The sequence below is a fragment of the Bacillus sp. CZDM1 genome, from assembly GCF_055502545.1.
The window spans coordinates 391,901-414,913 of the sequence record NZ_JBUESO010000002.1; the positions used below are offsets into that span (position 1 = coordinate 391,901).

The 23,013-nt window shown below is 37.5% G+C and carries 22 protein-coding genes and 1 pseudogene; 9 read left to right on the top strand and 14 right to left on the bottom strand.

From position 1 onward, the window contains the following. Positions 1-36 precede the first annotated feature (36 nt). Complete coding sequence (locus ACY3XC_RS06380; RefSeq protein WP_464867801.1) at positions 37-2,172, bottom strand: heavy metal translocating P-type ATPase; 2,136 nt, start codon at positions 2,170-2,172, stop codon at positions 37-39. A gap of 165 nt (positions 2,173-2,337) precedes the next feature. Here ACY3XC_RS06380 and cccB point away from each other — a divergent pair, with 165 nt between their 5' ends. The 3 genes and pseudogenes from cccB to ACY3XC_RS06395 all read left to right on the top strand — a co-directional run. After that, on the top strand, positions 2,338-2,697 hold the full coding sequence (gene cccB / locus ACY3XC_RS06385; protein ID WP_464867802.1) for a cytochrome c551: 360 nt from the start codon (positions 2,338-2,340) through the stop codon (positions 2,695-2,697). A 138-nt stretch (positions 2,698-2,835) separates the two neighbouring features. After that, a complete protein-coding gene (locus tag ACY3XC_RS06390) occupies positions 2,836-3,003 on the top strand; it encodes a hypothetical protein (protein WP_464867803.1) in 168 nt (55 codons plus the stop codon). 15 nt (positions 3,004-3,018) lie between these two features. After that, positions 3,019-3,345 (top strand): annotated as a pseudogene (locus tag ACY3XC_RS06395) (hypothetical protein); the annotation flags it as partial. 117 nt (positions 3,346-3,462) lie between these two features. Here the strand turns inward: ACY3XC_RS06395 and ACY3XC_RS06400 are convergent. From ACY3XC_RS06400 to ACY3XC_RS06450, 11 genes are all read right to left on the bottom strand, one after another. Beyond that, a complete protein-coding gene (locus ACY3XC_RS06400) occupies positions 3,463-4,617 on the bottom strand; it encodes a glucose-1-phosphate adenylyltransferase (protein ID WP_464867804.1) in 1,155 nt (384 codons plus the stop codon). A 297-nt stretch (positions 4,618-4,914) separates the two neighbouring features. Continuing rightward, entirely contained in the window at positions 4,915-6,393 is a 1,479-nt protein-coding gene (locus ACY3XC_RS06405; RefSeq protein WP_464867806.1) for a SulP family inorganic anion transporter, read from the bottom strand. A 226-nt stretch (positions 6,394-6,619) separates the two neighbouring features. After that, positions 6,620-7,192, bottom strand: a complete 573-nt coding sequence (locus ACY3XC_RS06410; RefSeq protein ID WP_464867807.1) for a 5' nucleotidase, NT5C type — start codon at positions 7,190-7,192, stop codon at positions 6,620-6,622. A 1-nt stretch (position 7,193) separates the two neighbouring features. Continuing rightward, a complete protein-coding gene (gene ribD / locus ACY3XC_RS06415; RefSeq protein WP_464867808.1) occupies positions 7,194-8,297 on the bottom strand; it encodes a bifunctional diaminohydroxyphosphoribosylaminopyrimidine deaminase/5-amino-6-(5-phosphoribosylamino)uracil reductase RibD in 1,104 nt (367 codons plus the stop codon). After that, on the bottom strand, positions 8,290-9,045 hold the full coding sequence (locus tag ACY3XC_RS06420) for a GTP cyclohydrolase II (protein ID WP_464867809.1): 756 nt from the start codon (positions 9,043-9,045) through the stop codon (positions 8,290-8,292). Before ACY3XC_RS06420 ends, ribD begins: the two co-directional genes overlap by 8 nt. 127 nt (positions 9,046-9,172) lie before the next feature. Then, on the bottom strand, positions 9,173-9,808 hold the full coding sequence (locus ACY3XC_RS06425) for a pentapeptide repeat-containing protein (RefSeq protein ID WP_464867810.1): 636 nt from the start codon (positions 9,806-9,808) through the stop codon (positions 9,173-9,175). Positions 9,809-9,875: 67 nt separating this feature from the next. Continuing rightward, the gene (locus tag ACY3XC_RS06430; protein ID WP_179160850.1) at positions 9,876-10,595 is read right to left on the bottom strand and encodes a YebC/PmpR family DNA-binding transcriptional regulator; all 720 of its coding nucleotides are present in this window, start codon (positions 10,593-10,595) and stop codon (positions 9,876-9,878) included. Between the two features lie 193 nt (positions 10,596-10,788). Continuing rightward, on the bottom strand, positions 10,789-11,589 hold the full coding sequence (locus ACY3XC_RS06435; RefSeq protein WP_464867811.1) for a hypothetical protein: 801 nt from the start codon (positions 11,587-11,589) through the stop codon (positions 10,789-10,791). A 165-nt stretch (positions 11,590-11,754) separates the two neighbouring features. Then, complete coding sequence (locus ACY3XC_RS06440) at positions 11,755-11,955, bottom strand: CDGSH iron-sulfur domain-containing protein (RefSeq protein WP_464867812.1); 201 nt, start codon at positions 11,953-11,955, stop codon at positions 11,755-11,757. Positions 11,956-11,961: 6 nt separating this feature from the next. Next, positions 11,962-12,609: a GTP cyclohydrolase I FolE gene (gene folE, locus ACY3XC_RS06445; RefSeq protein WP_464867814.1), complete on the bottom strand. Its 648-nt coding sequence runs from the start codon at positions 12,607-12,609 to the stop codon at positions 11,962-11,964. Between the two features lie 30 nt (positions 12,610-12,639). Then, positions 12,640-13,314 carry a helix-turn-helix transcriptional regulator gene (locus tag ACY3XC_RS06450; protein ID WP_464867816.1) on the bottom strand — a complete coding sequence of 225 codons (675 nt, stop codon included), beginning with the start codon at positions 13,312-13,314 and terminating at the stop codon, positions 12,640-12,642. A 222-nt stretch (positions 13,315-13,536) separates the two neighbouring features. Between ACY3XC_RS06450 and ACY3XC_RS06455 the strand changes: the two genes are divergently transcribed. Next, the gene (locus ACY3XC_RS06455; RefSeq protein ID WP_464867817.1) at positions 13,537-14,127 is read left to right on the top strand and encodes a VanZ family protein; all 591 of its coding nucleotides are present in this window, start codon (positions 13,537-13,539) and stop codon (positions 14,125-14,127) included. 195 nt (positions 14,128-14,322) lie between these two features. Here ACY3XC_RS06455 and ACY3XC_RS06460 read toward each other — a convergent pair whose 3' ends face one another. Next, positions 14,323-15,678: an arsenic transporter gene (locus tag ACY3XC_RS06460; RefSeq protein WP_464867818.1), complete on the bottom strand. Its 1,356-nt coding sequence runs from the start codon at positions 15,676-15,678 to the stop codon at positions 14,323-14,325. 234 nt (positions 15,679-15,912) lie between these two features. Then, the gene (locus ACY3XC_RS06465) at positions 15,913-17,097 is read right to left on the bottom strand and encodes a hypothetical protein (RefSeq protein WP_464867820.1); all 1,185 of its coding nucleotides are present in this window, start codon (positions 17,095-17,097) and stop codon (positions 15,913-15,915) included. Positions 17,098-17,804: 707 nt separating this feature from the next. On the opposite strand from ACY3XC_RS06465, the gene ACY3XC_RS06470 reads away from it, so the two are divergent. The 5 genes from ACY3XC_RS06470 to ACY3XC_RS06490 all read left to right on the top strand — a co-directional run bounded on the left by ACY3XC_RS06470 (position 17,805) and on the right by ACY3XC_RS06490 (position 23,003). Further along, positions 17,805-18,872: a CotH kinase family protein gene (locus ACY3XC_RS06470; RefSeq protein WP_464867821.1), complete on the top strand. Its 1,068-nt coding sequence runs from the start codon at positions 17,805-17,807 to the stop codon at positions 18,870-18,872. A 153-nt stretch (positions 18,873-19,025) separates the two neighbouring features. Beyond that, positions 19,026-19,571, top strand: coding sequence for a hypothetical protein (locus ACY3XC_RS06475; protein WP_464867822.1), 546 nt, complete (start codon positions 19,026-19,028; stop codon positions 19,569-19,571). Between the two features lie 63 nt (positions 19,572-19,634). Then, the gene (locus ACY3XC_RS06480; RefSeq protein WP_464867823.1) at positions 19,635-20,810 is read left to right on the top strand and encodes a hypothetical protein; all 1,176 of its coding nucleotides are present in this window, start codon (positions 19,635-19,637) and stop codon (positions 20,808-20,810) included. A gap of 172 nt (positions 20,811-20,982) precedes the next feature. Further along, positions 20,983-21,654, top strand: a complete 672-nt coding sequence (locus tag ACY3XC_RS06485) for a DUF2642 domain-containing protein (protein ID WP_464867824.1) — start codon at positions 20,983-20,985, stop codon at positions 21,652-21,654. Between the two features lie 158 nt (positions 21,655-21,812). Next, positions 21,813-23,003: a M14 family metallopeptidase gene (locus tag ACY3XC_RS06490; RefSeq protein ID WP_464867825.1), complete on the top strand. Its 1,191-nt coding sequence runs from the start codon at positions 21,813-21,815 to the stop codon at positions 23,001-23,003. The last annotated feature ends 10 nt before the right edge of the window (positions 23,004-23,013 follow it).

Sequence of the window (23,013 nt, forward strand, 5' to 3'; positions counted from 1 at the left end):
ATCAAGAGGCTTCCCAATCACTTGGGAAGCCCTAAATTATTTGTCTTTGATTTTGAGAAGTCTTAATCCATTTAATGTGACAATCAGGGTAGCACCCATATCTGCAAATATAGCAATCCAGAGTGTAAGCCAGCCAGGTATGACTAGTAGCAATGCAACAAGCTTAATTCCTAAGGAGAATGTAATATTTTGCTTAATGATATTCAAAGCTTTTCGACTAAGTCTTAACGTAAATGGAAGCTTACCTAAGTCATCGGCCATTAAAGCAATATCGGCCGTTTCAAGTGCAGTATCCGTCCCTGCCCCGCCCATCGCTATTCCAACAGTGGAAGCAGCTAATGCTGGTGCATCATTAACTCCGTCTCCAACCATTGCTACACGATCATATTTGTTTCTTAATTCTTTAATGAAGGCTAATTTGTCTTGTGGCAGCAACTCTGATTTTATATTTGAGACTCCTACTTCACTTCCTATTGCGTTTGCAGTCCCAGTATTATCACCTGTTAGCATAATGGTTTCTTGAATACCTAAAGAGTGTAGTTTCTTTATGACGGATTTACTGTTTCCTCTTACTTCATCTGCAACCGCCAAGAGAGCTAAGATTTCTGTTTCAGTGCCTGCAAGCATGACCGTCTTGCCTTTATTTTCAAGGTTGGAAATGGTCTTTTTCAAATATGCTGGAATTCCATCTAGTAAGATTTCATCAAATAACTTTGGACTTCCTACAAAATAGATTTTTCCTTTGACCTTACCTTTTAACCCTTTACCAGTTATGGAGGAGAAGTCTTCTATAGCAAGTTCTCTATAAGGCAGATTTTCCTGTTCTGCTTTCTTGATGATTGCTGAAGCTAATGGATGTTGAGAACCGTTTTCTAAAGCTGCAATAATGGTTAATACTTCGCTAGCATCTGTATTCTGCTGGGGGAGATAATCAGTAACAACTGGAATTCCTTCCGTTAGCGTTCCTGTTTTATCAAAGGCAATGGCTCTGATTGCTCCCATTTCTTCTAAATGAATCCCGCCTTTAATCAGAACACCATTTCGAGCAGCATTTCCAATTGCCGTTACAATCGCAACGGGGGTGGATATAACTAATGCACAGGGACAGCCAACCACAAGAGCGGCTAAACCTTGATAAATCCATTTATCCCATTCACCACCAAAGAATAATGGTGGAACCACAGCGACACCTAATGCGACTAGCATAATAATAGGTGTGTAATAATTAGCAAAGCGATCTACAAACGCTTGTGATGGTGCCTTTTCCGCTTGGGCTTCCTCAACGAGATGAATAATCTTCGCAATCGTTGTGTCATCAACATGTTTGGTAACTTTAACTTCAAGTAACCCTTCCGAATTTAGCGTTCCAGCGAAGACTTCATCATCTATTGATTTAGCAACTGGGACAGATTCACCAGTGATGGCGGCCTGATTTACGGCAGATAAACCCTTAACCACAATCCCGTCCATGGCGATTTTTTGTCCTGGTTTTACAATTAGAGTGTCACCAATTTGAATGTCTTCCACTTCAACTGTGAGCTCCTTATTTCCTCTTCGAATGAATGCTTCCTTTGGCGCGATATCCATTAAGGATCGGATCGATTGCCGTGCCTTATCCATTGAATACGATTCAAGCGCTTCACTTATTGCAAAGAGGATAACAACGGTTGCTCCTTCACCCCATTCTCCAATAAATGCAGCACCTATGACAGCGATGGTCATCAAGGTTTTCATATCAAATTCCAATTGGAATAAGTTCTTAATCCCTGTTTTAAATAACCGATAACCGCCAATTAAAATAGACACACCATACGCTAAAATCGAAGGGATGCTCTCTTCCCCATTCATTTGTCCTGAAAACCATCCAATCAGTAAGAAAACGAAAGAAATGATGACAGTTGAATGTTTTTGTATAAACGGTACTCTCTTCTCTACTACTTTTTGTTTCTCTGGAACAACCTTTATATTTTCAAAGGCTCCTGCTTTTTCTATTTCCTCTATGGTGGTAAGTCCATAAACGGTTAATTTTGCTGCACCAAAGTTTACATTTGCATCAGAAACACCATCCAGGTGTTTTACGTTCTTTTCGAACTTAGTGGCACAGCCTGCTCAGGTGAATCCTTGGACACGATAAACCGTTTTTTCATTTTCTTTTTCTAACGCATTACTCATGATTCCCACCTCATTCAAACGTTCATTTGATTATTAGTATATACAATTTTGATGAAAACGGTCAAACAATTGTTTGAATGTTTTCATCAAAAAACGAATTTTTTAATATTAAAGCAGAATATTCGGCTGCAATAAAAGAAAAACTATTTTATGGAGGTGAATAAAATGAAAAAACTGCTCTATAGTTTAATTTGTGTTGCTTTTATAGGCTTTCTTACAGCTTGTGGAGGCGGTGATGATGAAACTGAACAAGATACAACACCTACTGAGGAACCAGCAGACGATGAACAGGAACAAACCGCTGATGCAGGTAATGGAGAGGCTCTATTTCAACAAAGCTGTTCTTCTTGTCATGGTGGAGATTTAAAAAGTGGAGGAGCTCCTGATCTAGATAAAATCGGCTCACAATACTCCAAAGATGAAATTTTAGATATTATTGAAAATGGTAAAGGCGGTATGCCTGGAGGACTCCTTAAGGGGGACGACGCAGCTGCAGTTGCTTCATGGCTTGCAGAGAAAAAATAAAGCAGGGAAAAACCAGAATGGAAATTCCAATCTGGTTTTTTTTGAGCGAATAACGATAAGAGTAATTATTTGATTGATAAAATAGTTTACACTACAATAAAGTAGTTAATCACAATAAAATTTGGTAAGGAGAAAAATATGAAGTTTAAATTAATGGTCTTGGCCCTCATTTCGATGCTGCTTATAACAGCGTGTGGACAAAAGACACTTAACGAGCCCATCACATTACATAACCAGGATCAGAAGGAAGTAACGTTTCCCTTAACAAAACCAACGGTATTCTTTTTTATTACTTCCTACACCTGAGGACTCTGCCACCAGCAACTAGTTCAGTTGCATGAAAATATCGATAAATTAGAAGGCATGGATGTAGAAATGTATGTACTTAGCAAAGATTTACCTGAGGAACAACTTCAATTATACAAAGAATTAGAAAGTATTTATGGTAAGAGCCTCCCCTTTGTTTCTGATCCTGATTTGGAATTAATTGATTTCATGGGTATGAAAAATGGTGATGTTGCATATAGAGGTTACGGGATGCTTGATAAAGATGGAAAGGTCGTTTTTAAAACTGTGAACGATCACTGGGGAGAGGAAATTGAGAAAACAGTTGAAGAAATTAAAAATGAATATAATAAACTAAAATAAACAACAGGCGGCCACAATCTCAGATTGTGGCCGCCTGTATAAATTTGTGTAGATATATCTAATTTTCCCTTTAATAGCAATAAAAAATGCGAAATCCTCGTAGATTCCGCATTACCATTACTTATAAACGAGTGGTTTGATCGTTTGGTTATCTCCTATTAAAGTGATTTCACTAAATGGTGTTGAAGATCCTACTTTTGCATTTGCAGAAATTATGCTCCCGCTTCCAACAACTGAGCGGTAGATCTCAGCATTTTCACCAATAATCGTGTTAGGTAAAATAACGGAATCCTTAATGATTGCCCCATGGCCTACTATCACACCGTAAAACAGCACAGAATTTTCAACCTTTCCATAAACCTTGCAGCCTTCATTTATGATGGATTGGTGCAGGGAAGCATTGCCATCCAAATACATAGGTGGATGGCACATTCCGTTCGTATAAATAATCCATTCTTCATTTTTAAGTATCGGGTTCGTATTTACCGATAAAAGGTCCATATGTGCTTCCCAAAAGCTTTGGACGGTACCAACATCCCTCCAGTAGCCATTGAAGTGATACGCATGTAAATGGCAGTTATCCTTAATCATAGATGGAATAACATCTTTACCAAAATCTTTTGAAGAAAATGGATTGCACTCCTCGATTTCCAGATATTCCTTTAATATTGGCCAATTAAATAAATAAACCCCCATGGAAGCTAGATTAGACTTTGGATGAACAGGCTTTTCCTCAAATTCGATGATCCGATTTGACTCAGGATCAATATTCATGATACCGAATCTGCTGGCTTCACTCCATGGGACTTTAATGACTGAAATGGTAGCATCCGCACCAGATCGCTTATGCTCTTCTACCATTTGACTGTAATCCATTTTATAAATGTGATCACCAGAAAGAATGAGTACAAATTCCGGGTTTTGATTTTCAATATAGCGGAGGTTTTCGTAAACGGCATGTGCGGTCCCTTCATAGCTGTTATCTTCATTATCCTTTTTAGTAGGCTGCAGTATAGCAACACCGCCAATTTTTCGATTAAGGCCCCATTTTTCACCATCCGCAATATAATTCTTTAAGGTTTCTTGTTTGTATTGTGTAAGGATTCCAACTGTATCAATGCTAGAGTTTTTACAATTACTAAGTGCAAAATCAATAATTCGGTATTTGCCTCCAAAGGGGACAGCTGGCTTTGCTAAATTCTGAGTTAATTCCTTCAGCCGTGTTCCCTTCCCTCCTGCCAGCAACATGGCAACACATTGTTTTCTTGGCATGGGGTTCCCTCCTTTTTCTAAAAACAATCTCCGTTATGTAATACTTACTTGCCCTCATTGTAGCACCAGTGTTAAATGGAAAATATCTATAAATTGCGACCGGTTAATCATTTATTCGACGTTATTTCTTTTATCTATCAAAAATAATCAGGAAATAGTCATTGACAAGCAACAAATACAAACTGTTTATGTCGAATATGAACGATGTAATAATTGAAAAATATGAAAATTGTGTGAATGGATTTTATCGCAAAAAAACACGCTGATTTTGTATCAATCAGCGTGTTTTTATTTATTTTAATGTCCGACTGCCTTTTCAAGATTACCTGGCTTAGTATGAACTGCTAACTTTTCTATCAATTTATTACTCTCTTTATTTAGACCTATTAACTGAACTTTTATGCCATTCTGATGATATTTTATGATTACTTTATCAATGGCCCCTACAGCCGAATCATCCCATAAATGAGCTTGAGTTAAATCAATCGTTACTTCTTTTACATTCTCATTGTAATGAAAGCTTTCCACAAATTCTGTTACAGATGCAAAAAATAATTGACCTGAGACAGTGTAGACTTTTTTATGTGAACCTTTTGAAGCTAATGTGGATACTTTTACTTTTGAAATTTTTGAAGCGAAGAAAATGGCACTTAATAAAATTCCTACCAGAACACCTTTTGATAAATCATGAGTCACAAGAACCGTCCCTACGGTCGCAATCATAACAATTGTGTCAGAGATTGGAGTTTTGCGGATGTTTTTTAAGGCTCCCCAATCAAATGTGCCGATGGAAACCATGAACATCACACCAACTAATGCTGCCATTGGAATTTGAACTAAGAAATCATTTAAAAGTATGATTAAGACCATTAAAAAGACACCAGCTACTAACGCAGATAACCTGCCTCTACCTCCAGATTTCACGTTAATAACGGATTGACCAATCATGGCACAGCCAGCCATACCGCCGAAAAATCCGGAAACAATATTTGCGATTCCCTGTCCTCTTGCTTCTTTATTCTTATCACTTGTTGTATCCGTCATATCATCTACAATCGAAGCTGTTAATAATGATTCCACTAACCCAACAATGGCAATGGATAGTGAATAAGGGAAAATGATTTTTAATGTTTCAAAAGTAAACGGAATATCTGGAATTAAGAAAAATGGCAGAGTCTGCGTTAATTCCCCCATATCACCAATCGTACGTACACCACTGCCAGTCATTACTGCAATTACGGTAATGGTGATGATCGCCACTAATGGAGATGGAACCACCTTGGTAAAACGTGGAAGGATATAAATGATGGCTAAGGCTCCGGCGACCATCGCATACATTGCCCAAGATTCTCCAGCAAAGTGTGTTAATTGTGCAGAAAAAATTAAGATGGCGAGTGCGTTTACGAATCCAATCATAACGGAACGCGGTACAAATTTCATTAACCGTCCTAATTTGAGAACACCCATGACGATTTGAATCACGCCCGTTAGGATGGTTGCAGCAAGCAGATATTGCAACCCATAATCTGCAACTAACGTCACCATGACCAAAGCAGTTGCACCCGTTGCAGCGGAAATCATCCCCGGTCTACCTCCTACAAATGCGATGACAACTGCAATACAGAATGATGCATATAATCCAACCATTGGGTCCACGCCAGCAATAAGTGAGAAGGCAATTGCTTCTGGTATTAATGCCATCGCGACCACGATTCCGGATAATACATCCCCCTTGATATTTCCGAACCATTGTTCTTTAAGTGTGTAACTTTTCATGAAGCACCTCTATTCAATTCTATATTTTTTGTTGACTTTCAACTCTCATGAAAGTCAGGGCCGTTGTGAACAAATCACAGTATAAATGATTGTGACAAATTTGTGAAATTGAATGTAAACGCACACATTCATCTTTTTTTTCGTTTTACTCTCCTTTTCTCTAATTTTCTGCCTGAATCTGTGAAAAGTAAAAAACAGAAGGGTCTGAAATGCCCTTCTGTCTTCTCTATTCAAGCTCATTTTTTAATACTTCATTTAAGTCTGTCCAATTTACTATTCGGGGATAGTGTAAATGTCGATTATAGGACTGGTCCCTTACAAACACTTTTAAGGAATCATGTGAAAGAGTATCTAATACCTCAGCTTTATCATCAAAGTAATAATCCAGCTCTAATTTTTTGATGATTTGAACCTTTTCGTGATCCAGCATTCCATAATAAAAACGGTCATCCCGAACAGGGAAACCCTGTTCAATCATCCATTTTTTCGTCCGTTCTCCATGTTCTTTCGGTCTCGCGGTTATGTAGTAAACCTCATGCCCCTTCTCAACAAGTTCCTGAAGCGTTTCGACTGCATGTGGAAAAGGAGGACAATTTGTAAAATAGACCTCTTCTAATGAACTGTTCCACATTTCTTTTCCCTGTTCGTCATTTAATCCAAAGGGTTCATGAATTTCAACTCTATTTAAAGCGTGGAATTCCTCAATGTGTACATTCTTGTTTAACTTTTTTTTATAAATCGTAAATGCATGTTCTCTCAGGTTGATTAAAGTATCATCAATATCAAAACCAAATTTCATATCAAAGCCCCTCGTGAGCATATATCGGATATCCAGTAAATTTATAATCAGAGCCTATTTGCTGCACAGATAAATTGGATAATTGCACGGCATCTTTCATTTTATCCATTCCTGCTCCCGCTAAGAAAGATGGAGCGTTGTGCCCGCCGATTATTTTCGGAGCGATATATAGGACAACTTTATCAATTAATTTATTTTCTAAAAATGACCAGTTAACCGTTCCTCCTCCTTCAATTAAAACAGAGGAAACAAGTTTTTCACCTAATATTTGAAGAACTTCAGTTGGATTAACATGTTTAGAACCGGTAGTTTGAAAAATAGTAACTCCAGAGTTTTCAAGAACTTTTCGCTTTTCTTTGTCAAAATTCTCGCTTGTAAATATCCATGTTTCAGCCAGGTTATCTGTAATCACCTTCGATTCCAAAGGGATCCTTAAAGTTGAATCCAAAACGATTCGAATAGGATTACGGCCATTCGGTATCCGGGTGGTTAGCTCTGGGTTATCTTTTATGACCGTGTTAACGCCAACAAGGATGCCCATGTTTTCATTTCTAAGATGATGGACATCTCTTCGTGCTTCTTCAGAAGTAATCCATTTGCTATCAAAGGAATGCGTGGCAATTTTCCCATCAAGCGTGATTCCTGCTTTCAATGTAACAAATGGTTTTTTCTCGACAATAAATTTATTGAAAACTTCATTCATCCTTTGTGAATCTTCTTGACGGACACCTACAATAACTTCGATTCCGGCATCCTTTAAGATTTTCACACCATTTCCTGAAACAACCGGATTTGGATCAAGGGTTGCAATCACAACCTTTTTAATTCCTGCTTCTACAATCGCTACAGCACAAGGACCTGTCCTTCCATGGTGGGAACATGGTTCCAGTGTCACATAAATGGTACCGCCTTTTGCTTTTTCGCCAGCCATCCGAATTGCGTGGATCTCAGCATGCGGCTCTCCAGCCTTCAAGTGAGCACCTATTCCTACTACACGGTTATCGTTTACAATTACTGAACCGACCAATGGATTCGGGTCCGTTTGGCCTTTCATCGCCAGCGCATTTTTTATGGCCAAATCCATATAAAATTCATGATTAGTCATTTGAATAAGTCCTTTTATCTTCTTCTAGATGACCTGACTTTTTAATTTTTGTCTGTAAATATTTCTCATTATATTCAGAAATATCTCCCCATAAAGGCTGACGTCCTGAAACCTCTAAACCAGCTTCTTTTAATGCATTTAACTTTTTGGGATTGTTTGTCATTAAGGTTACTGGTTTTTGACGAATAGCCTTTAGAACTTGAATGGCGTCACTGTAATTTCTTGAGTCATCAACAAATCCAAGTCCTTCATTCGCCTCTACGGTGTCATATCCGTTTTCTTGTAACACATAGGCCATTGCTTTACTAAATAAGCCGATTCCTCTTCCCTCGTGGTTAGCTAAATAGAACAATGCACCTGTTCCATGTTCCTGAATCATTTTCATCGATTGTTTAAGCTGGTAGCCGCAATCACAGCGCTTACTGCCAAAAATATCACCTGTGTGACAAATGGAATGCATACGAATAATCGCATCCTCACCATATTCAAAGTCCCCATATACTAAGACACTTGACTGTTGAAATTCAGCTAAGTTGGAAGATGATAATTTATCGATAATCCTTTCGAAATCCTCTGTAACCTCATTACAATTTAACCAGCAGTACCATTTGAACTCCACTGTTTCTCCGTATAAATTAACAGGAAGCTTTATAGGTCCAACTAAATAAATTGCACCTTTATTCGTTTTAATTAATTGGATTTTATCTTCTAATACTGAAAGTACCTTAGAATCCAGACCTTGTTTCATTTATTGATCCCCTTTTTTTATTAGTTTGTCATATTCATTTTTATTTCATGCTTATCCTCGGGCACGATGTGTTTAACTTTCTTATAACCCTAAAGAGGGAGCAATCTAACGAGCTCCCTAATAACTCCTATTTTATTATCAATCCTAATAATCGTGCAAATCCTAAGGCTTGGTGTGCTGTAACCTCACAGCCAGCTATATCTTTTAAAGAAACATTTATTTGATCAAAGGTACAGGTACTTAAATCAATCCCCTTCAAAGGAGTTTGTTCAAAATTGGCCTCATTTAAATCACATTCTTTAAATGCCACCTTATTAAAATTGGATTCATAATAGTCAGCATTGCGAAGTAAACAAGAATCAAAACGTACCTGCTTAAGTTTGGAATACCCAAACGATATCAAATTTGCATTGCAATTTTGAAACAAAACATTTCCGAGTGAGGCATCGGAAAGATTAAGGCCAAGGATTTTAGAGTCTTTAAATTCAACACGATGAATACTTCCATCACTAAAATCTGTATTGGATAAATCACAGTGATCAAAAATAACATCAGTTAATTCGATACTTTTAAAAGCAACATCTGTAAAAGTAACATTTTTAAAAATGACTTGTTCGAAACGTATTCTATGTATTTCTTCACTCATAATGGAACAATCACTTATGATACTCATTTCATAATAAGGCTCTTCCATTGGTTGAAAACTTGTAGATGTTAAATCATCTGGTATTTTGGGTTGTTGAATTTTAAAAGTGTTTGCCATTTAAAAACCATCCTTACCAATAATCTAATAGAAAAGACCTTTGTAAAAACAAAGGTCTGCATAAATACTATTCACCTAAATCGACATTGTGATAAATTCGTTGAACATCTTCAAGATCTTCCAAAACATCGATCATTTTTTCAAATTTTGCTTGTGCATCCTCAGGAAGAGTCACTTCGTTTTGTGCCAGCATTGTTAATTCTGCGACAGAGAATTCAGTGATTCCCACATTTTTAAATGCTTCCTGCACAGCATGGAACTGTTCTGGTTCAGCATAAACGATAACGGATTCATCTTCTTCTAAGATGTCACGAACGTCAACATCAGCTTCCATCAAGATTTCAAGAACTTCATCAGCTGTTTTTCCTTCAAGACCAATAACCGCTGTGGCATCAAACATATAAGCAACAGAGCCGCTGACTCCCATGTTTCCGCCATTCTTACCAAATGCAGCACGAACGTCAGATGCTGTACGGTTCACGTTATTGGTTAAAGCGTCAACGATAACCATTGAACCATTAGGACCGAAACCTTCATAACGAAGCTCAGAGTAGCTTTCTTCTGAACCGCCTTTAGCTTTGTCGATCGCACGGTCAATAATATGTCTTGGTACATTGTACGTTTTAGCACGTTCTAATACAAATTTTAAAGCTTGATTGGATTCAGGGTTCGGTTCACCCCTTCTAGCTGCTACATAAATTTCAACGCCAAATTTTGCATAAATACGACTTGTATTTGCATCCTTTGAGGCTTTCTTTTCTTTAATATTGTTCCATTTACGGCCCATAATGTCCACTCACTTTCAATATTGACTCTACATAAAAATAGTAATAGAAATAGATTGCATCTTCAACCATTTTCTAAAATCATAGGTTATTGCAAATAATATTATACCGTATTTGGACCATTTGTTAAGTAGTAATAAGCATACTTTATAATTGTAACGATAAAAAAGTCAGGAAATTCGGTTCCTGACTTTTTTAGGATAATTTTAGTTTTGTGATAAATTTGATTTCATTTTGAAACTTTTCTAGGATTTCTTCAAAGGAGGAATTGATTAATAGAGGGAAAAGATTTTCGAGTGCTTCATGATAATTTTGTCCTAATGCTTCCCGTAAAAGAACATATTCGTGAAAAAGTAATGCTTTCTCAAAATCAATTCCAAGCTCGTATAAGCCACGAAACAAAGTCTCTTTTGGAATTAGTTTAATCTTTTTATAGATTTTTTCATTTTTTTCAATAAATTTTTCCTCTATATAGCTCGTTACATAATCTCTGTATACCATTTGACCAATATCATTTGTTTCTTTTTTCGTGTAATTAAAGCCTATGACACGACCTTCCTTATTTTCACGAATAATAAAGGTTTTATTGCCTTTTAAATGCTGAATGAAATTCTTTACACTTTTATCAAAAATTTTGTTAAATTGGATGATTTGATGGAGTTTGACAGCAAAATCTGTATTTTCTTCACCGATAACAAATAATCTATCCACAATTGGCAAAAGCTTTAATACTCCTTCAGAAAGCTGACTCGAAGCATCATAGATAATAATATCGAACTCTTTCTTCATTTTCTTTACGATTCGTTTTTGTTCTGTAAGTGTCAATTTAGAAAAATCATGGATTACCTCTTCAGAAAGACCTTCCTTTTCTAATGTCCCATATGAAATAAATGCAGCTGATAAATCAGTATTCATTTTAAGCCAATGATAAATGGATAAGGATAATTCCGTAACACCTGATTTCGCCTTTGGTGAATAAAAGCCAACCAAATACATGTTACTCACCTGCCTTTTATTACTATAGTATTTAATTAAGGTTATAAAGGTTAAAGACAAACTCCTGCGTCGTCAATTTTTTTGAAAAAAGGCTCTTAATGAAGATTTAAATTCAAAAAAAGAATGACATCATATGGATGTCATCCGGTTCTAATTATTTAATTATTATCCTGAAGCTCTTGGGCTGCTTTCAAATCCCTCTCTTTTATGAGACCCATCACAAAATGGTTTCTTATTGGACAGTCCGCACCTGCAAAGATAAACTTTTGCCTTTTTCGTATACTCATTGCCTTCTGAATCAAATAATTGAAAATCACCGCTTACTTCCAATGGACCATTATCAGAAATTTTGATCTTATTTTCCATATATCCTTACTCCCTTGCGTTTTTTATAAGTGAATAAAATTCAGCCCGAAGATCTGGTCGGTTTTCATAGATACCAAGAATACTTGATGTTGTGGTAACAGTATTCGCCTTCTTAATTCCTCTGCTGCACATACACATATGCTTCGCTTCTACGACAACCATTGTTCCTTCTGGTTCTAATACTTCTTCAATGGCTTCTGCTATCTGTGTGGTAAGTCGCTCCTGGACCTGAAATCTTTTAGCATAGCCTTCCACCAAACGCCCCATTTTGGAAAGTCCAGTTATTTTCTCCTTTGGGATATAGCCAATATGTGCAACTCCAAAGAATGGAGAAAAATGATGTTCGCATAAAGAATAAAACTCGATATCTTTTATTAGAATAAGCCCCTTATGGCGGATATCAAAAGTTTTTTCTAAATGAAGTTTAGGGTCTTCATGATATCCTTCCGTGTACTCAAGGAAGGCTTTAAGAACTCTATATGGAGTTTCCTGTAATCCATTACGCTCTGGGTCATCCCCGCAAAGTGTAATTAATTGTTTTATTGCTTCAGCAAAGGCAGTAACATTGGCTAAGTTACCATGTTCCTCCACTGTTTGTTTGTTAAATAAATGTGGAAACTTTTCACATAAAATAAGCAGCTGCTCACTCTTCATGACCACATCATCCCTTTTTGATTTGTAGGATTACTCATCCTCTATGATGATACGTGATGTGTTTTCAGAAATCGGTTCATTCAATAGAACCCGAAAAGCACAACATCCGTCACCATTTTGCAGTCGCTTCTCTCTCTTTACCGAACACCCTAATAAGTGCGTTAAAACAGAAACGCTTACACTGCAAAGTATTGGCCGCTTCATGGCAACATTATGGAATGGACAGTTACGCTCAATAAGGGAATAAGAATCATCTTTATTTTCAATTTCCATAAAAGAATCATCTTTCTTATAAAAGTCCTTTAATACGTTTAGGCGTTCGATCGTACTTAATCCTGTTAACTTTGGTTCCCACTGGTGAATTCTTTCCGCAATCATCGCAGATAGCAAGTTTTTTAGTACATCTTCTCCTAAAAGTGTTAATGTATCGAAAACCTCAATCGTTAAATGATCATAATTTTTTTGGAATAGATGTTCCCCTGCTGTGGTTAAGCGGTACTGCCATAAAGGACGACCAACACCGTTATTCTCAGAAAAGCGTGTAACCCACCCTTCTTTTTCTAGTTGTACGAGGTGTTGACGTACGGCTTCGCCACTAATATCCAAACTTCCAGCGAGCTCGCTATTCGTCGACGAACCTTTATTTTTTAACAGGCCAATGATTTTACGGCGCGGTTCTGACAAATGATTAACGAGGATACTCATCAACAACCCATCCTTTTTCACCTTTGAATAAATATATTCAAGGACGTATATAATAGTTCAAGTTTTTTATTGGAAAATTTGATTAATTTGGATAATCAAAAAAGCCCTTTCGGCTGAAAGGACTGATTCAACGTGTATTTTAATATCTTGGGTAGCCACTATCCTTCCTTGAATAATGGAATGGGTGATATAATGAAAGAAATCGTTAAAGAGGTCCGTTCAATGAAAAAGTCATTTCTATTATCCTTGATTGTATCTATTACACTATTTCTTATATTGTCTCCTGTACTTTTCCAATTAATGGACTATCTTCACCCGGTCGTTTTAGGTGTTATTTTATTTTGTTTAGTTATGGCAGTATTCTGCTTAGTCTTATTTATTCGCAAACAAACCTTAGATCTTCCCTATTCAAAAGTTCGTATTCTATTATTACTCTACTCTCTTGCTTTATTCATTTTGCTATTTTTTCGACCTAGTGACCAAATCTATCAGGCTATTAACCTTGTGCCCTTTTCCACCATCATCTATTATTTATCCGGAAAAGTGAACGGATTGATTTCCTTTTATAATTTGGCGGCAAATGTTGGCTTGTTCATACCATTTGGAATTTTTCTGAAAATGAAAGTTCGCACGATATTCCAATTGGTTTATATTCCTATACTTGTTATTTCATTGATAGAGTTACTGCAATATATTACTCTGAGAGGCAGCCTGGATATTGATGACCTCATTTTAAATGTACTTGGATTTTTCATTGGTTATCTGTTGTATCCATTTTTTACAAAGATATTTAAAGTCTACATTCAAAAATAAAAACCAACAGGACCATCCACAAAGTCCTGTTAGCTCTATTTGGTATGCCTTTTTTTAACATGGTACTCAAATGATACATATGAATTTTATCCGTATAACTTTTTACAATCATTATGATGTAATCGTTTACTATACTTGTTCCCAACCATTCAAGAAAATTTGCACCAACAAAAGGTGAATCCTCTAGTATGATTTTTATACATATACAAGTAACAGCCATAAATACAAGCTAATAAGGGTAAAGATTAATGCTGGAGGAATAACAATGATTGTGACTCGTAAGTAATCCATCCAAGTTATTTGTATTTTATTTTCCCTAAGGATATGCATCCATATTAAAGTTGCTAATGTGCCAATTGGGAGTAATAATGAACCTATGTCACTGCCAATAATGTTTGCTAGGTATACTGTTTTTAGTGTAAGTGGATCCAATCCCATCTCAGTTAGTGTTATAGTGGCAACCATTAATGCAGGATGGTTATTGAAAAGGTTTGATAATATACCTGTCAAAGTTCCCATTGTGATACTTGCATGTAACAAGCTGCCTTGCACAAGTTCACTTAAATGATTAACCAAGATGGCAGTGAGACCAATATTATGAAGGCCATAAATGATGATATACATATTGAATGCGAATATTAGTATATGCCATGGTGTTTTAAAAAGCATATCCTTAGGACTTACACCGATATGGACCCATCTCCAAACTAAAAGGATAATTGATCCCACTACTGCTACTAAAGAAACAGATATTCCTATGAATGAGGCAACAAAAAGGCTGATTCGCATAATAAAAACAAATATGAGCATCTGAATCATGAGCTTTTTGTGCTTGTCAAATATCTCTTCAGAGTTTTTCTTCAAAGGGTGATAGCGGTTTTTTTGATGTAGTGGAATGGAGTAGGAATGGTACCGTAGTTCTTTCGGAATGTCCTTTTTAAAAACAAGAAATAATAAATAGGATAAGAATAACAACCCTATTGTTCCTGGGACAAACATCATTGCTGTATGAAGATATAAATCCATTCCAATAATTTTTAGTGCGATTAAATTTACTATATTACTAACACCAATAGGTGCACTTGAAGCAGTTGCGATTAATGCACCACTTAAAAGGTATGGAATCATTTGTTGTTTTTTTAGTCCCAAATGTTTAAGTATTAAGATTAATATTGGAGTGGTAATTAAAATACTGCCATCATTGTTAAAGAATAGTGTCATTAAAAAGCAAAGTAGTAATGTGTACCAAAACAGTCTCATTCCTGAACCCTTTGATACTTTTAACATAAGTGCAGCCGTCCATTTAAAAAAGCCGAAACTCTCAAGTACGATTGCCATTACAATGGTTGCAATAATCGTAACGGCAGCTCCGGTTACTTTAGAGCTGATATCAAGTAAATCTGGTATTGACACACTGCCACTAAATAAAACCACTATAGCACCGATGGTTGCTGGAATTGCTTCATTCATATTTTTCGGACGGATGAATATCATCAACATTGTTAGAAAAAAGGCAAGTATAGTAATGATCACCGTCGATGGATGATACATATAAGTTATTTCTCTCCTTTCAATTGTCTAAAATTTCATTTTAAGATTTCTCCTTTTTCTGTCTTCTCTTGTCCTTTGCTTTATCATACGTAGTTCCTTAGGGGCTTGAACTAAACGAATATCTTGAATTTATGTAAATCAGCAGGTATCTAGAAATTTTATTAAAATAATGGTCGGATAGACGCCTAACTTTTAGTAGCTAAACCAATGCCTAGAGGGTGCCTTAATAGGCAACTATCTTACGATTTTCTGGCAGCCACAAAAAACCGGTACTCCGATAGTACCGGTTTGAGATATATTATTTTTTTCCTTTTGAGCCCTTGCTACCGTGCGATCCTTTACTGCCTTTGGATCCTTTTGAACCGTGTGAGCCTTTACTGCCTTTTGACCCTTTGGAGCCGTGTGAGCCTTTACTGCCTTTTGACCCTTTGGAGCCGTGTGAGCCTTTACTGCCTTTGGACCCTTTTGAACCGTGTGAGCCTTTACTGCCTTTGGACCCTTTTGAACCGTGTGAGCCTTTACTGCCTTTTGACCCTTTGGAGCCGTGTGAGCCTTTACTGCCTTTGGATCCTTTGCTACCGCTAGACCCCTTACTGCCCTTAGACCCTTTGGAGCCGTGCGAGCCTTTCCCGCCTTTGGGTCCTTTGCTACCGTGCGATCCTTTACTGCCCTTTGATCCTTTTGAACCGTGTGAGCTTTTACATCCTTTGGATCCTTTGCTACCGCTAGACCCCTTACTGCCCTTAGACCCTTTGGAGCCGTGCGATCCTTTCCTGCCTTTGGGTCCTTTGCTACCGTGCGATCCTTTACTGCCCTTTGATCCTTTGGAACCGTGTGAGCTTTTACATCCTTTGGATCCTTTGCTACCGCTAGAACCCTGACTGCCCTTTGATCCTTTTTTGCCACCATAACCATACCCGCCATATGCACTTTTACATCCACCAGAGCCACGTGAGCCCTTGGAACCTTTACTTCCGCCAGAGCCACGTGAGCCCTTGGAACCTTTACTTCCGCCAGAGCCACGTGAGCCCTTGGAACCTTTACTTCCGCCAGAGCCACGTGAGCCCTTGGAACCTTTACTTCCGCCAGAGCCACGTGAGCCCTTGGAACCTTTACTTCCGCCAGAGCCACGTGAGCCCTTGGAACCTTTACTTCCGCCAGAGCCACGTGAGCCCTTGGAACCTTTACTTCCACCAGAGCCACGTGAGCCCTTGGAACCTTTACTTCTGCCAGAGCCGCGTGAGCCCTTGGAACCTCTGCTGCAACCTGAACCACGACGTCCTTTTTTACCTTTAGGACCTTTAGGGCCTTTAGGACCTTTGCCGCCACGAGATCCATGGGAACCACTGGAACCTCTGCTGCCCTTACTTCCGCGAGATCCTTTGCTGCCTTTCGTTCCACCAGAGTTTTTACCGCCATAACTATAACCGCGGTTAGATCCTTTTCTGCCGCTAGAACCACGTGTCCCTTTAGATCCTTTACTTCCACCCGAACCGCGCGAGCCTTTAGATCCTCTACTTCCACCCGAACTGTGTTTGCCTTTTCTTCCTTTAGGACCCTTAGGACCTTTTCGACCTTTCGGGCCTTTAGGACCTTTCTTTCGTCGAGACCCACCCGAACCGCGCGAGCCTTTGGATCCTTTACTTCCACCCGAACCGCGTGAACCCTTGGACCCTCTAGTTCCATCAGATCCCTTGCTGCCTCTACTGCCGCAAGTCCCATGACTGCCACTTGAGCCCTTACTTCCTTTAGACCCCCGACTTCCGTCTGACCCTTTGCTGCCACTTGAATCTGAATCCTCACAGAAACATTTTTTGTCTTGCTTCTCATCTGGATTGTTATTTAGAAATAAAACGACGCCATTATCCTTAGCTTTTGACAGCATCTGATTCATGTCCTTCTTCATCTGGGTTTTTCCACCACTTTCCATAAAAATATTATATTCACTTCTAATTTATGGTAATAATGTAGACCTTGATATAGACAAACATATATTTTTAAAATTCATTTCACTAATATTTACCTGTCCACATTTGTCCTATATCAAAATATTGGATGTTTGTACTGCACATTCAACTGGGGAGCTGCATACTATCTAGAAAAAATGTATGTATAGGAGTATTAACGTGTTAAAATACGAAATCTTCATTAATCCAAAATGGCTTCAGAAAATGGAAGATGATATTTGGGAGAATGAGCATTTCCCTGCAGTCTTAAAAATTGACGATAATCAATACAAGATCGGAATCACCTACCGGGGAAATGTTATTAGAAAGAAGAAGAAAAAGTCCTATAATATTATTTTTCAAAACCCTTATCTCTTCAATGGAGCGCATGAAATTCATCTTAATGCAGAATACGATGATATTTCACTAAGCCGCAATAAGCTCTCTCTTGATTTTTTCGATACTATTGGTGTAATTTCGCCACACTCTAAGCACGTACTTCTTTATATAAATGGTTTTTGTAAAGGAATTTATTTAGAACTGGAATCTTTTGATCAACATCTTTTGAAAAAAAGAAATCTTCCAGTTGGACCCATCATATATGCCACTAATTATTTTGCAAACTTTTCCTTACTCTCGCCTGAGAACGAACTAAAAACCAGTTTAGATGAGGGATACACGATAAAATATGGAGAACCAAAAGATTTATCTCTGTTAGAAGACTTCATCGAAATGATTAACACTTTTCCTAATGAGGAGTTTGAAAAGGAAGTTGGGAAAATCCTGGATATTGAGAAATACCTAAGATGGCTTGCCGGTGTTGTATGTACACAGAACTTTGATGGCTTTATCCATAACTATGCTCTTTATCTAAATACCAAAAACAACCTGTTTGAAATAACCCCTTGGGACTATGATGGGACCTGGGGAAGAGACCTTCATGGAAGAATGCTTGAACACGATTTTGTTCCCATTAGTGGCTATAATACCTTGACTGGCAGGCTTCTCCATATTTACCCATATAGATCAAGATACAAGGAAATCATGTCTTCCATCTTAGAAAATCACTTTAATGTGGAAACATTGGAACCGATTATTGAAGAACAGTTTCAAAAATTGAAGCCGTTTATTAGGAAAGATCCCTATATAAATATGGACGAGGAATATTTTGATAAAGAAATTGATGTCATTCTAACGTTTATTATGAATAGAAATGGTTATTTAAAAAAAGAGCTGGCATTTTTATGACCTATTTAACACTGTATATGAAATTCATATACCTTTTTTTTGCCTATTTTTTCAAAAAGATAAGAAAAAAGGCTCGTCGTTTAGTACAACATCACACCGTGACACATATAAATGCAGTGTAAAAGTTTATTTATTTAAAGGAGGATAAATATTGTGAATAACGACATGTGGAAGTCTTTAGTGGGGAAGACGATCAAGGTTGACAGAGGAGGTCCAGAATCAAGGATTGGGAAATTAATGGCCGTCCTTGACGATCACCTAGTAGTGTTAACAAAGGATGACGGGGTGATTTATTACAATACTCACCATGTCAAAAGTGTAACCGAAAATTCAAAGGATACAATGGATGCTGGAATTGAGGTTCCTGAGAATTTTGAATTCAAAAGCGCTGCAAACTTTCAGGGTCTTTTAGACAGCCTAAAGTTCCAATGGGTTAGAATTAACCGTGGAGGTCCAGAAAAATTAGAAGGTGTTATTAGCGAAATAAATAAGGACTTTCTATCGTTAATTAGTAAAGAGGAAGTTGTCCGCGTATCTATGTGGCATATCCGAAACATTAGTTATGGATTAAAAGTCGAAAGTGAAAACAAAGAAGAAAGTAAAGATCAAGGTTCTGAGCAAAATACAATGTCTCAAACAGAAAAGCAAGTAGTGAGACAAAGAGTTGTCCGTGCAGAAAATTCACAAGTAAGACAATGACAAATAAACACTTGTCGCTTCTCTAAAGAGAAGCGACAAATTTACCCTAAGGAGGAACTTTAAATGGGATCAGATAATTTTTCATCAACTGTTGATTTACTAAAAGGCTTTAATGTGAATCTTTACGTTGGTGAAGAAATTATAAAAGGAAAATTAATGGGCGTAGAGACCGATCATATTATCATTGAAGATGAAAATGAATACGTCTATTACTATAGCATTGACAAAATTCAGGCGATAACTAAAAATACGAAACAGTATAAAGGTGAAGACATCACCACTGAATTTATGCAAACTCAGAGTTTAGCGGACTTATTAAGCTCATTAAAGAATTCATGGGTATCTATACTGTGCTTAAATAAGCAATCATTTGCCGGCGTTTTAAGTATTGTCGATGCTGACTTCGTTACCTTGATTAATGGCGAAGACCGAATTTTAATCAAAATCTCTCACATTTCAAATATATTAAAAGGCTTTCGGAAAGAAGAAAAACAAGAGGAAAACAAAAATGAAACGGAATCAGCTGTTTCCGATAGTAAAACAGAAGATACAAACGACAATTATGTGGAAACTCAAGTTTTCGAGAAACAGGAATCAACACCTCAGCAACCGGTAGTAATGAATATAATAGAACCGGAAACGGAAAAAAGGGTTTGGACAGAACCTATTAAAAACTCATTACCAATCGCAATGATTAGCAATGACATGAAAATTGTAAAAGATGAAAAAAAGCAAAATGCACATGAGAGCATTCCTCAAAATGTAAGACAAAACAGCCATATGGACGGTAAATGGTCAAAAACTGAATTACCTCAAACGCATCAAGAGGAAGTTAAAAATCAAAAATCAGAAGTGGTTATTCAAAACATCGTTAAGAACTATAAAGAAAGTATCCAAAAACCAGCTGGTTCCATTGTTGATAAAAGGGCCCAAGTAAAACAACCTGTTCGCGAGCAAAAGAAATCTGAACCTGTAACGAAAAATGAAGTAAGTGCGAAATCTTCACAGGAGTTAATTAATAAAGTGAAACAAGTAAAAGAAACGATTGATACGAATCCTCTAATGAAAATAGAAAAGACAAAAAGAAACCAAGTAGAAAGTAAAAATGAGGATAAAAAACCTAAGGCACAAGAAGTTGGGGCATCTCGTTTTTCTGGTGAACCAGCAATGCGTGATTTTGACCGCAGATCCATCTTTTCTGGGTGGCCAAATCGGAATCAATCACAAAAACGTATTTAATCACTCCCCTACCATATGGCAGCAAATGATTATCCGTAAACCAAAATTCTCTATTCCAGTGCCGAATACCATCAGAAACTTTACAATAAAGAGCAGGGCATCTATCCTAGTAGATTCCATTATGCGGCCCTCTCTTATTGTAGAATCATTTTACTAGAAAGGATGTGATTAAATGAAAATAAAAGACCATATTGGTACCTATATAAAACTAGAAATCTCAGGAAATAAGCCTATCAGCGGAATCTTAATCGACATCGGCAGTGACTTGTGGGTTATTTACAATGGTTACGATTATTTATACATCCCTACCGTTCATATTCAAAATTGGAAGTTTCCAAAAAAAGAGGAAATTGATGAAATCATTACTCTATCAGATGACCAATCTCCTATATTTAACCCTAGCGAGGAAATTTCATTACGAAAAACACTTACAGCAGCAAAGGGGATTTTCACAGAAATTTATGTGACCAGTAAACAAGCCGTTCACGGTTACATTATCAGCATTATGAACAATTATTTTGTTTTCTACTCCCCTATTTACAAAACGATGTTTATCTCCCTCAATCACTTAAAATGGTTAATTCCGTACACAAGTAACCAGCGTCCCTATGGTTTAAGCAATGCGAATTTGCCAGTTAATCCATCTAACATAACATTCGCACGTTCTTTTGAAGTCCAGATTGAAAAATTAGTTGGAACATTAATTGTATTTAATATTGGGGAAACTGAGAATGTCATGGGGAAAATCACGGGAATAAAAAATAATTTCATTGAATTGACAACAGCTAAAGGAAACCCGGTCTATTTAAATCTTCAGCATATCAAAACCGTCCATATGACGTAAACAATAAGTTTAGCTCTCCACATAACTACCTACAGAGTGTCCCTGACACTCTTTATTTGTTCGTGGTACGACCTTAGAAAAGCATGATATCTTACATAAAGGCTCACCATGGATGCATACATTCTTAATAATACAATTATAACTATCAGGAGGATTACATGGATATCTATGTGAGGCAAGGAGATTCTTTATGGTATTACAGCCAACTGTATGGAATAAATCTTCAGCTGATTATCGATTCTAATCGAGATATTGAACCAAGCCAGCTTACAGCAGGACAGCGGATTCGAATTCCCGGTTTTGCTGCACAGAATTATCAGATTAGACGTGGTGATTCTTTTTGGGGGATTGCCCAAAGGCGTAATCTTTCACTTGATGCCCTGCTGCTTGCTAACCCTAATATAAATCCGAATCGACTGTCTGTTGGGCAAAACATCAGGGTTCCGCTTAGGATAACCTGGAGGCTGGTACAAGGAAAGCAGCATTATGATTTCAGCAGAATGATAAATGATGTAGCTCGTTTGCAGAATGTTTACCCCTTTCTCCGTGTAACAAACGCCGGAAATTCAGTCCTTGGCAATCGTATTCCCGAAGTTCTTATTGGAAATGGCGGTAAAAGAGTTCATTATAATGCTTCTTTTCATGCAAATGAATGGATCACCACTCCTATCTTAATGACGTTTTTAAATGATTACTGTTTATCACTTACGAATGGAAGCTCCATTCGTGGTCTATCTACCTCACCTTTATACCAACAAACGCTGCTATCTCTTGTACCAATGGTTAATCCTGATGGTGTTAGTCTTGTCATGAATGGTCCTCCTGAAAATGAAACGTGGAGAAATAGAGTGATAGAACTTAATCGGGGCAGTACTGATTTTTCAGGTTGGAAAGCCAATATTAGAGGCGTTGATCTAAATGACCAGTTCCCTGCCCGCTGGGAATTAGAGAAAGCTAGGAATCCTAGTCAACCTGGGCCAAGGGATTATGTAGGTGAACACCCTTTATCGGAGCCTGAAGCCATTGCGATGGCTGATTTGACGAGGAAACGCGATTTTGCACGAGTATTGGCCTTTCATACCCAGGGTGAAGTCATTTACTGGGGATTCGAAAACCTTGAACCGCCGGAATCCGAAATTCTAGTTAACGAGTTTGCTAGAGTCAGTGGGTACACTCCGGTTAAAACCATTGAGAGTTATGCTGGATATAAGGATTGGTTCATACAAGATTGGCGTCGGCCTGGATTTACCGTCGAGCTCGGCAGTGGAACCAACCCCCTCCCTCTCTCCCAATTTGACGAGATCTATGAGGAGACACTAGGGATATTCTTGGCTGGATTGTATATGTAAATGAAGGAAG

What these genes read in the sequence shown, in the direction of transcription:
- cccB (WP_464867802.1), top strand. Translation starts at nt 2,338, where the DNA reads ATGAAAAAACTGCTCTATAGTTTAATTTGTGTTGCTTTTATAGGCTTT.
- ACY3XC_RS06390 (WP_464867803.1), top strand. Translation starts at nt 2,836, where the DNA reads ATGAAGTTTAAATTAATGGTCTTGGCCCTCATTTCGATGCTGCTTATA.
- ACY3XC_RS06400 (WP_464867804.1), bottom strand. Translation starts at nt 4,617, where the DNA reads ATGCCAAGAAAACAATGTGTTGCCATGTTGCTGGCAGGAGGGAAGGGA.
- ACY3XC_RS06405 (WP_464867806.1), bottom strand. Translation starts at nt 6,393, where the DNA reads ATGAAAAGTTACACACTTAAAGAACAATGGTTCGGAAATATCAAGGGG.
- ACY3XC_RS06410 (WP_464867807.1), bottom strand. Translation starts at nt 7,192, where the DNA reads ATGAAATTTGGTTTTGATATTGATGATACTTTAATCAACCTGAGAGAA.
- ribD (WP_464867808.1), bottom strand. Translation starts at nt 8,297, where the DNA reads ATGACTAATCATGAATTTTATATGGATTTGGCCATAAAAAATGCGCTG.
- ACY3XC_RS06420 (WP_464867809.1), bottom strand. Translation starts at nt 9,045, where the DNA reads ATGAAACAAGGTCTGGATTCTAAGGTACTTTCAGTATTAGAAGATAAA.
- ACY3XC_RS06425 (WP_464867810.1), bottom strand. Translation starts at nt 9,808, where the DNA reads ATGGCAAACACTTTTAAAATTCAACAACCCAAAATACCAGATGATTTA.
- ACY3XC_RS06430 (WP_179160850.1), bottom strand. Translation starts at nt 10,595, where the DNA reads ATGGGCCGTAAATGGAACAATATTAAAGAAAAGAAAGCCTCAAAGGAT.
- ACY3XC_RS06435 (WP_464867811.1), bottom strand. Translation starts at nt 11,589, where the DNA reads ATGTATTTGGTTGGCTTTTATTCACCAAAGGCGAAATCAGGTGTTACG.
- ACY3XC_RS06440 (WP_464867812.1), bottom strand. Translation starts at nt 11,955, where the DNA reads ATGGAAAATAAGATCAAAATTTCTGATAATGGTCCATTGGAAGTAAGC.
- folE (WP_464867814.1), bottom strand. Translation starts at nt 12,609, where the DNA reads ATGAAGAGTGAGCAGCTGCTTATTTTATGTGAAAAGTTTCCACATTTA.
- ACY3XC_RS06450 (WP_464867816.1), bottom strand. Translation starts at nt 13,314, where the DNA reads ATGAGTATCCTCGTTAATCATTTGTCAGAACCGCGCCGTAAAATCATT.
- ACY3XC_RS06455 (WP_464867817.1), top strand. Translation starts at nt 13,537, where the DNA reads ATGAAAAAGTCATTTCTATTATCCTTGATTGTATCTATTACACTATTT.
- ACY3XC_RS06460 (WP_464867818.1), bottom strand. Translation starts at nt 15,678, where the DNA reads ATGTATCATCCATCGACGGTGATCATTACTATACTTGCCTTTTTTCTA.
- ACY3XC_RS06465 (WP_464867820.1), bottom strand. Translation starts at nt 17,097, where the DNA reads ATGGCGGTAAAAACTCTGGTGGAACGAAAGGCAGCAAAGGATCTCGCG.
- ACY3XC_RS06480 (WP_464867823.1), top strand. Translation starts at nt 19,635, where the DNA reads ATGGGATCAGATAATTTTTCATCAACTGTTGATTTACTAAAAGGCTTT.
- ACY3XC_RS06485 (WP_464867824.1), top strand. Translation starts at nt 20,983, where the DNA reads ATGAAAATAAAAGACCATATTGGTACCTATATAAAACTAGAAATCTCA.
- ACY3XC_RS06490 (WP_464867825.1), top strand. Translation starts at nt 21,813, where the DNA reads ATGGATATCTATGTGAGGCAAGGAGATTCTTTATGGTATTACAGCCAA.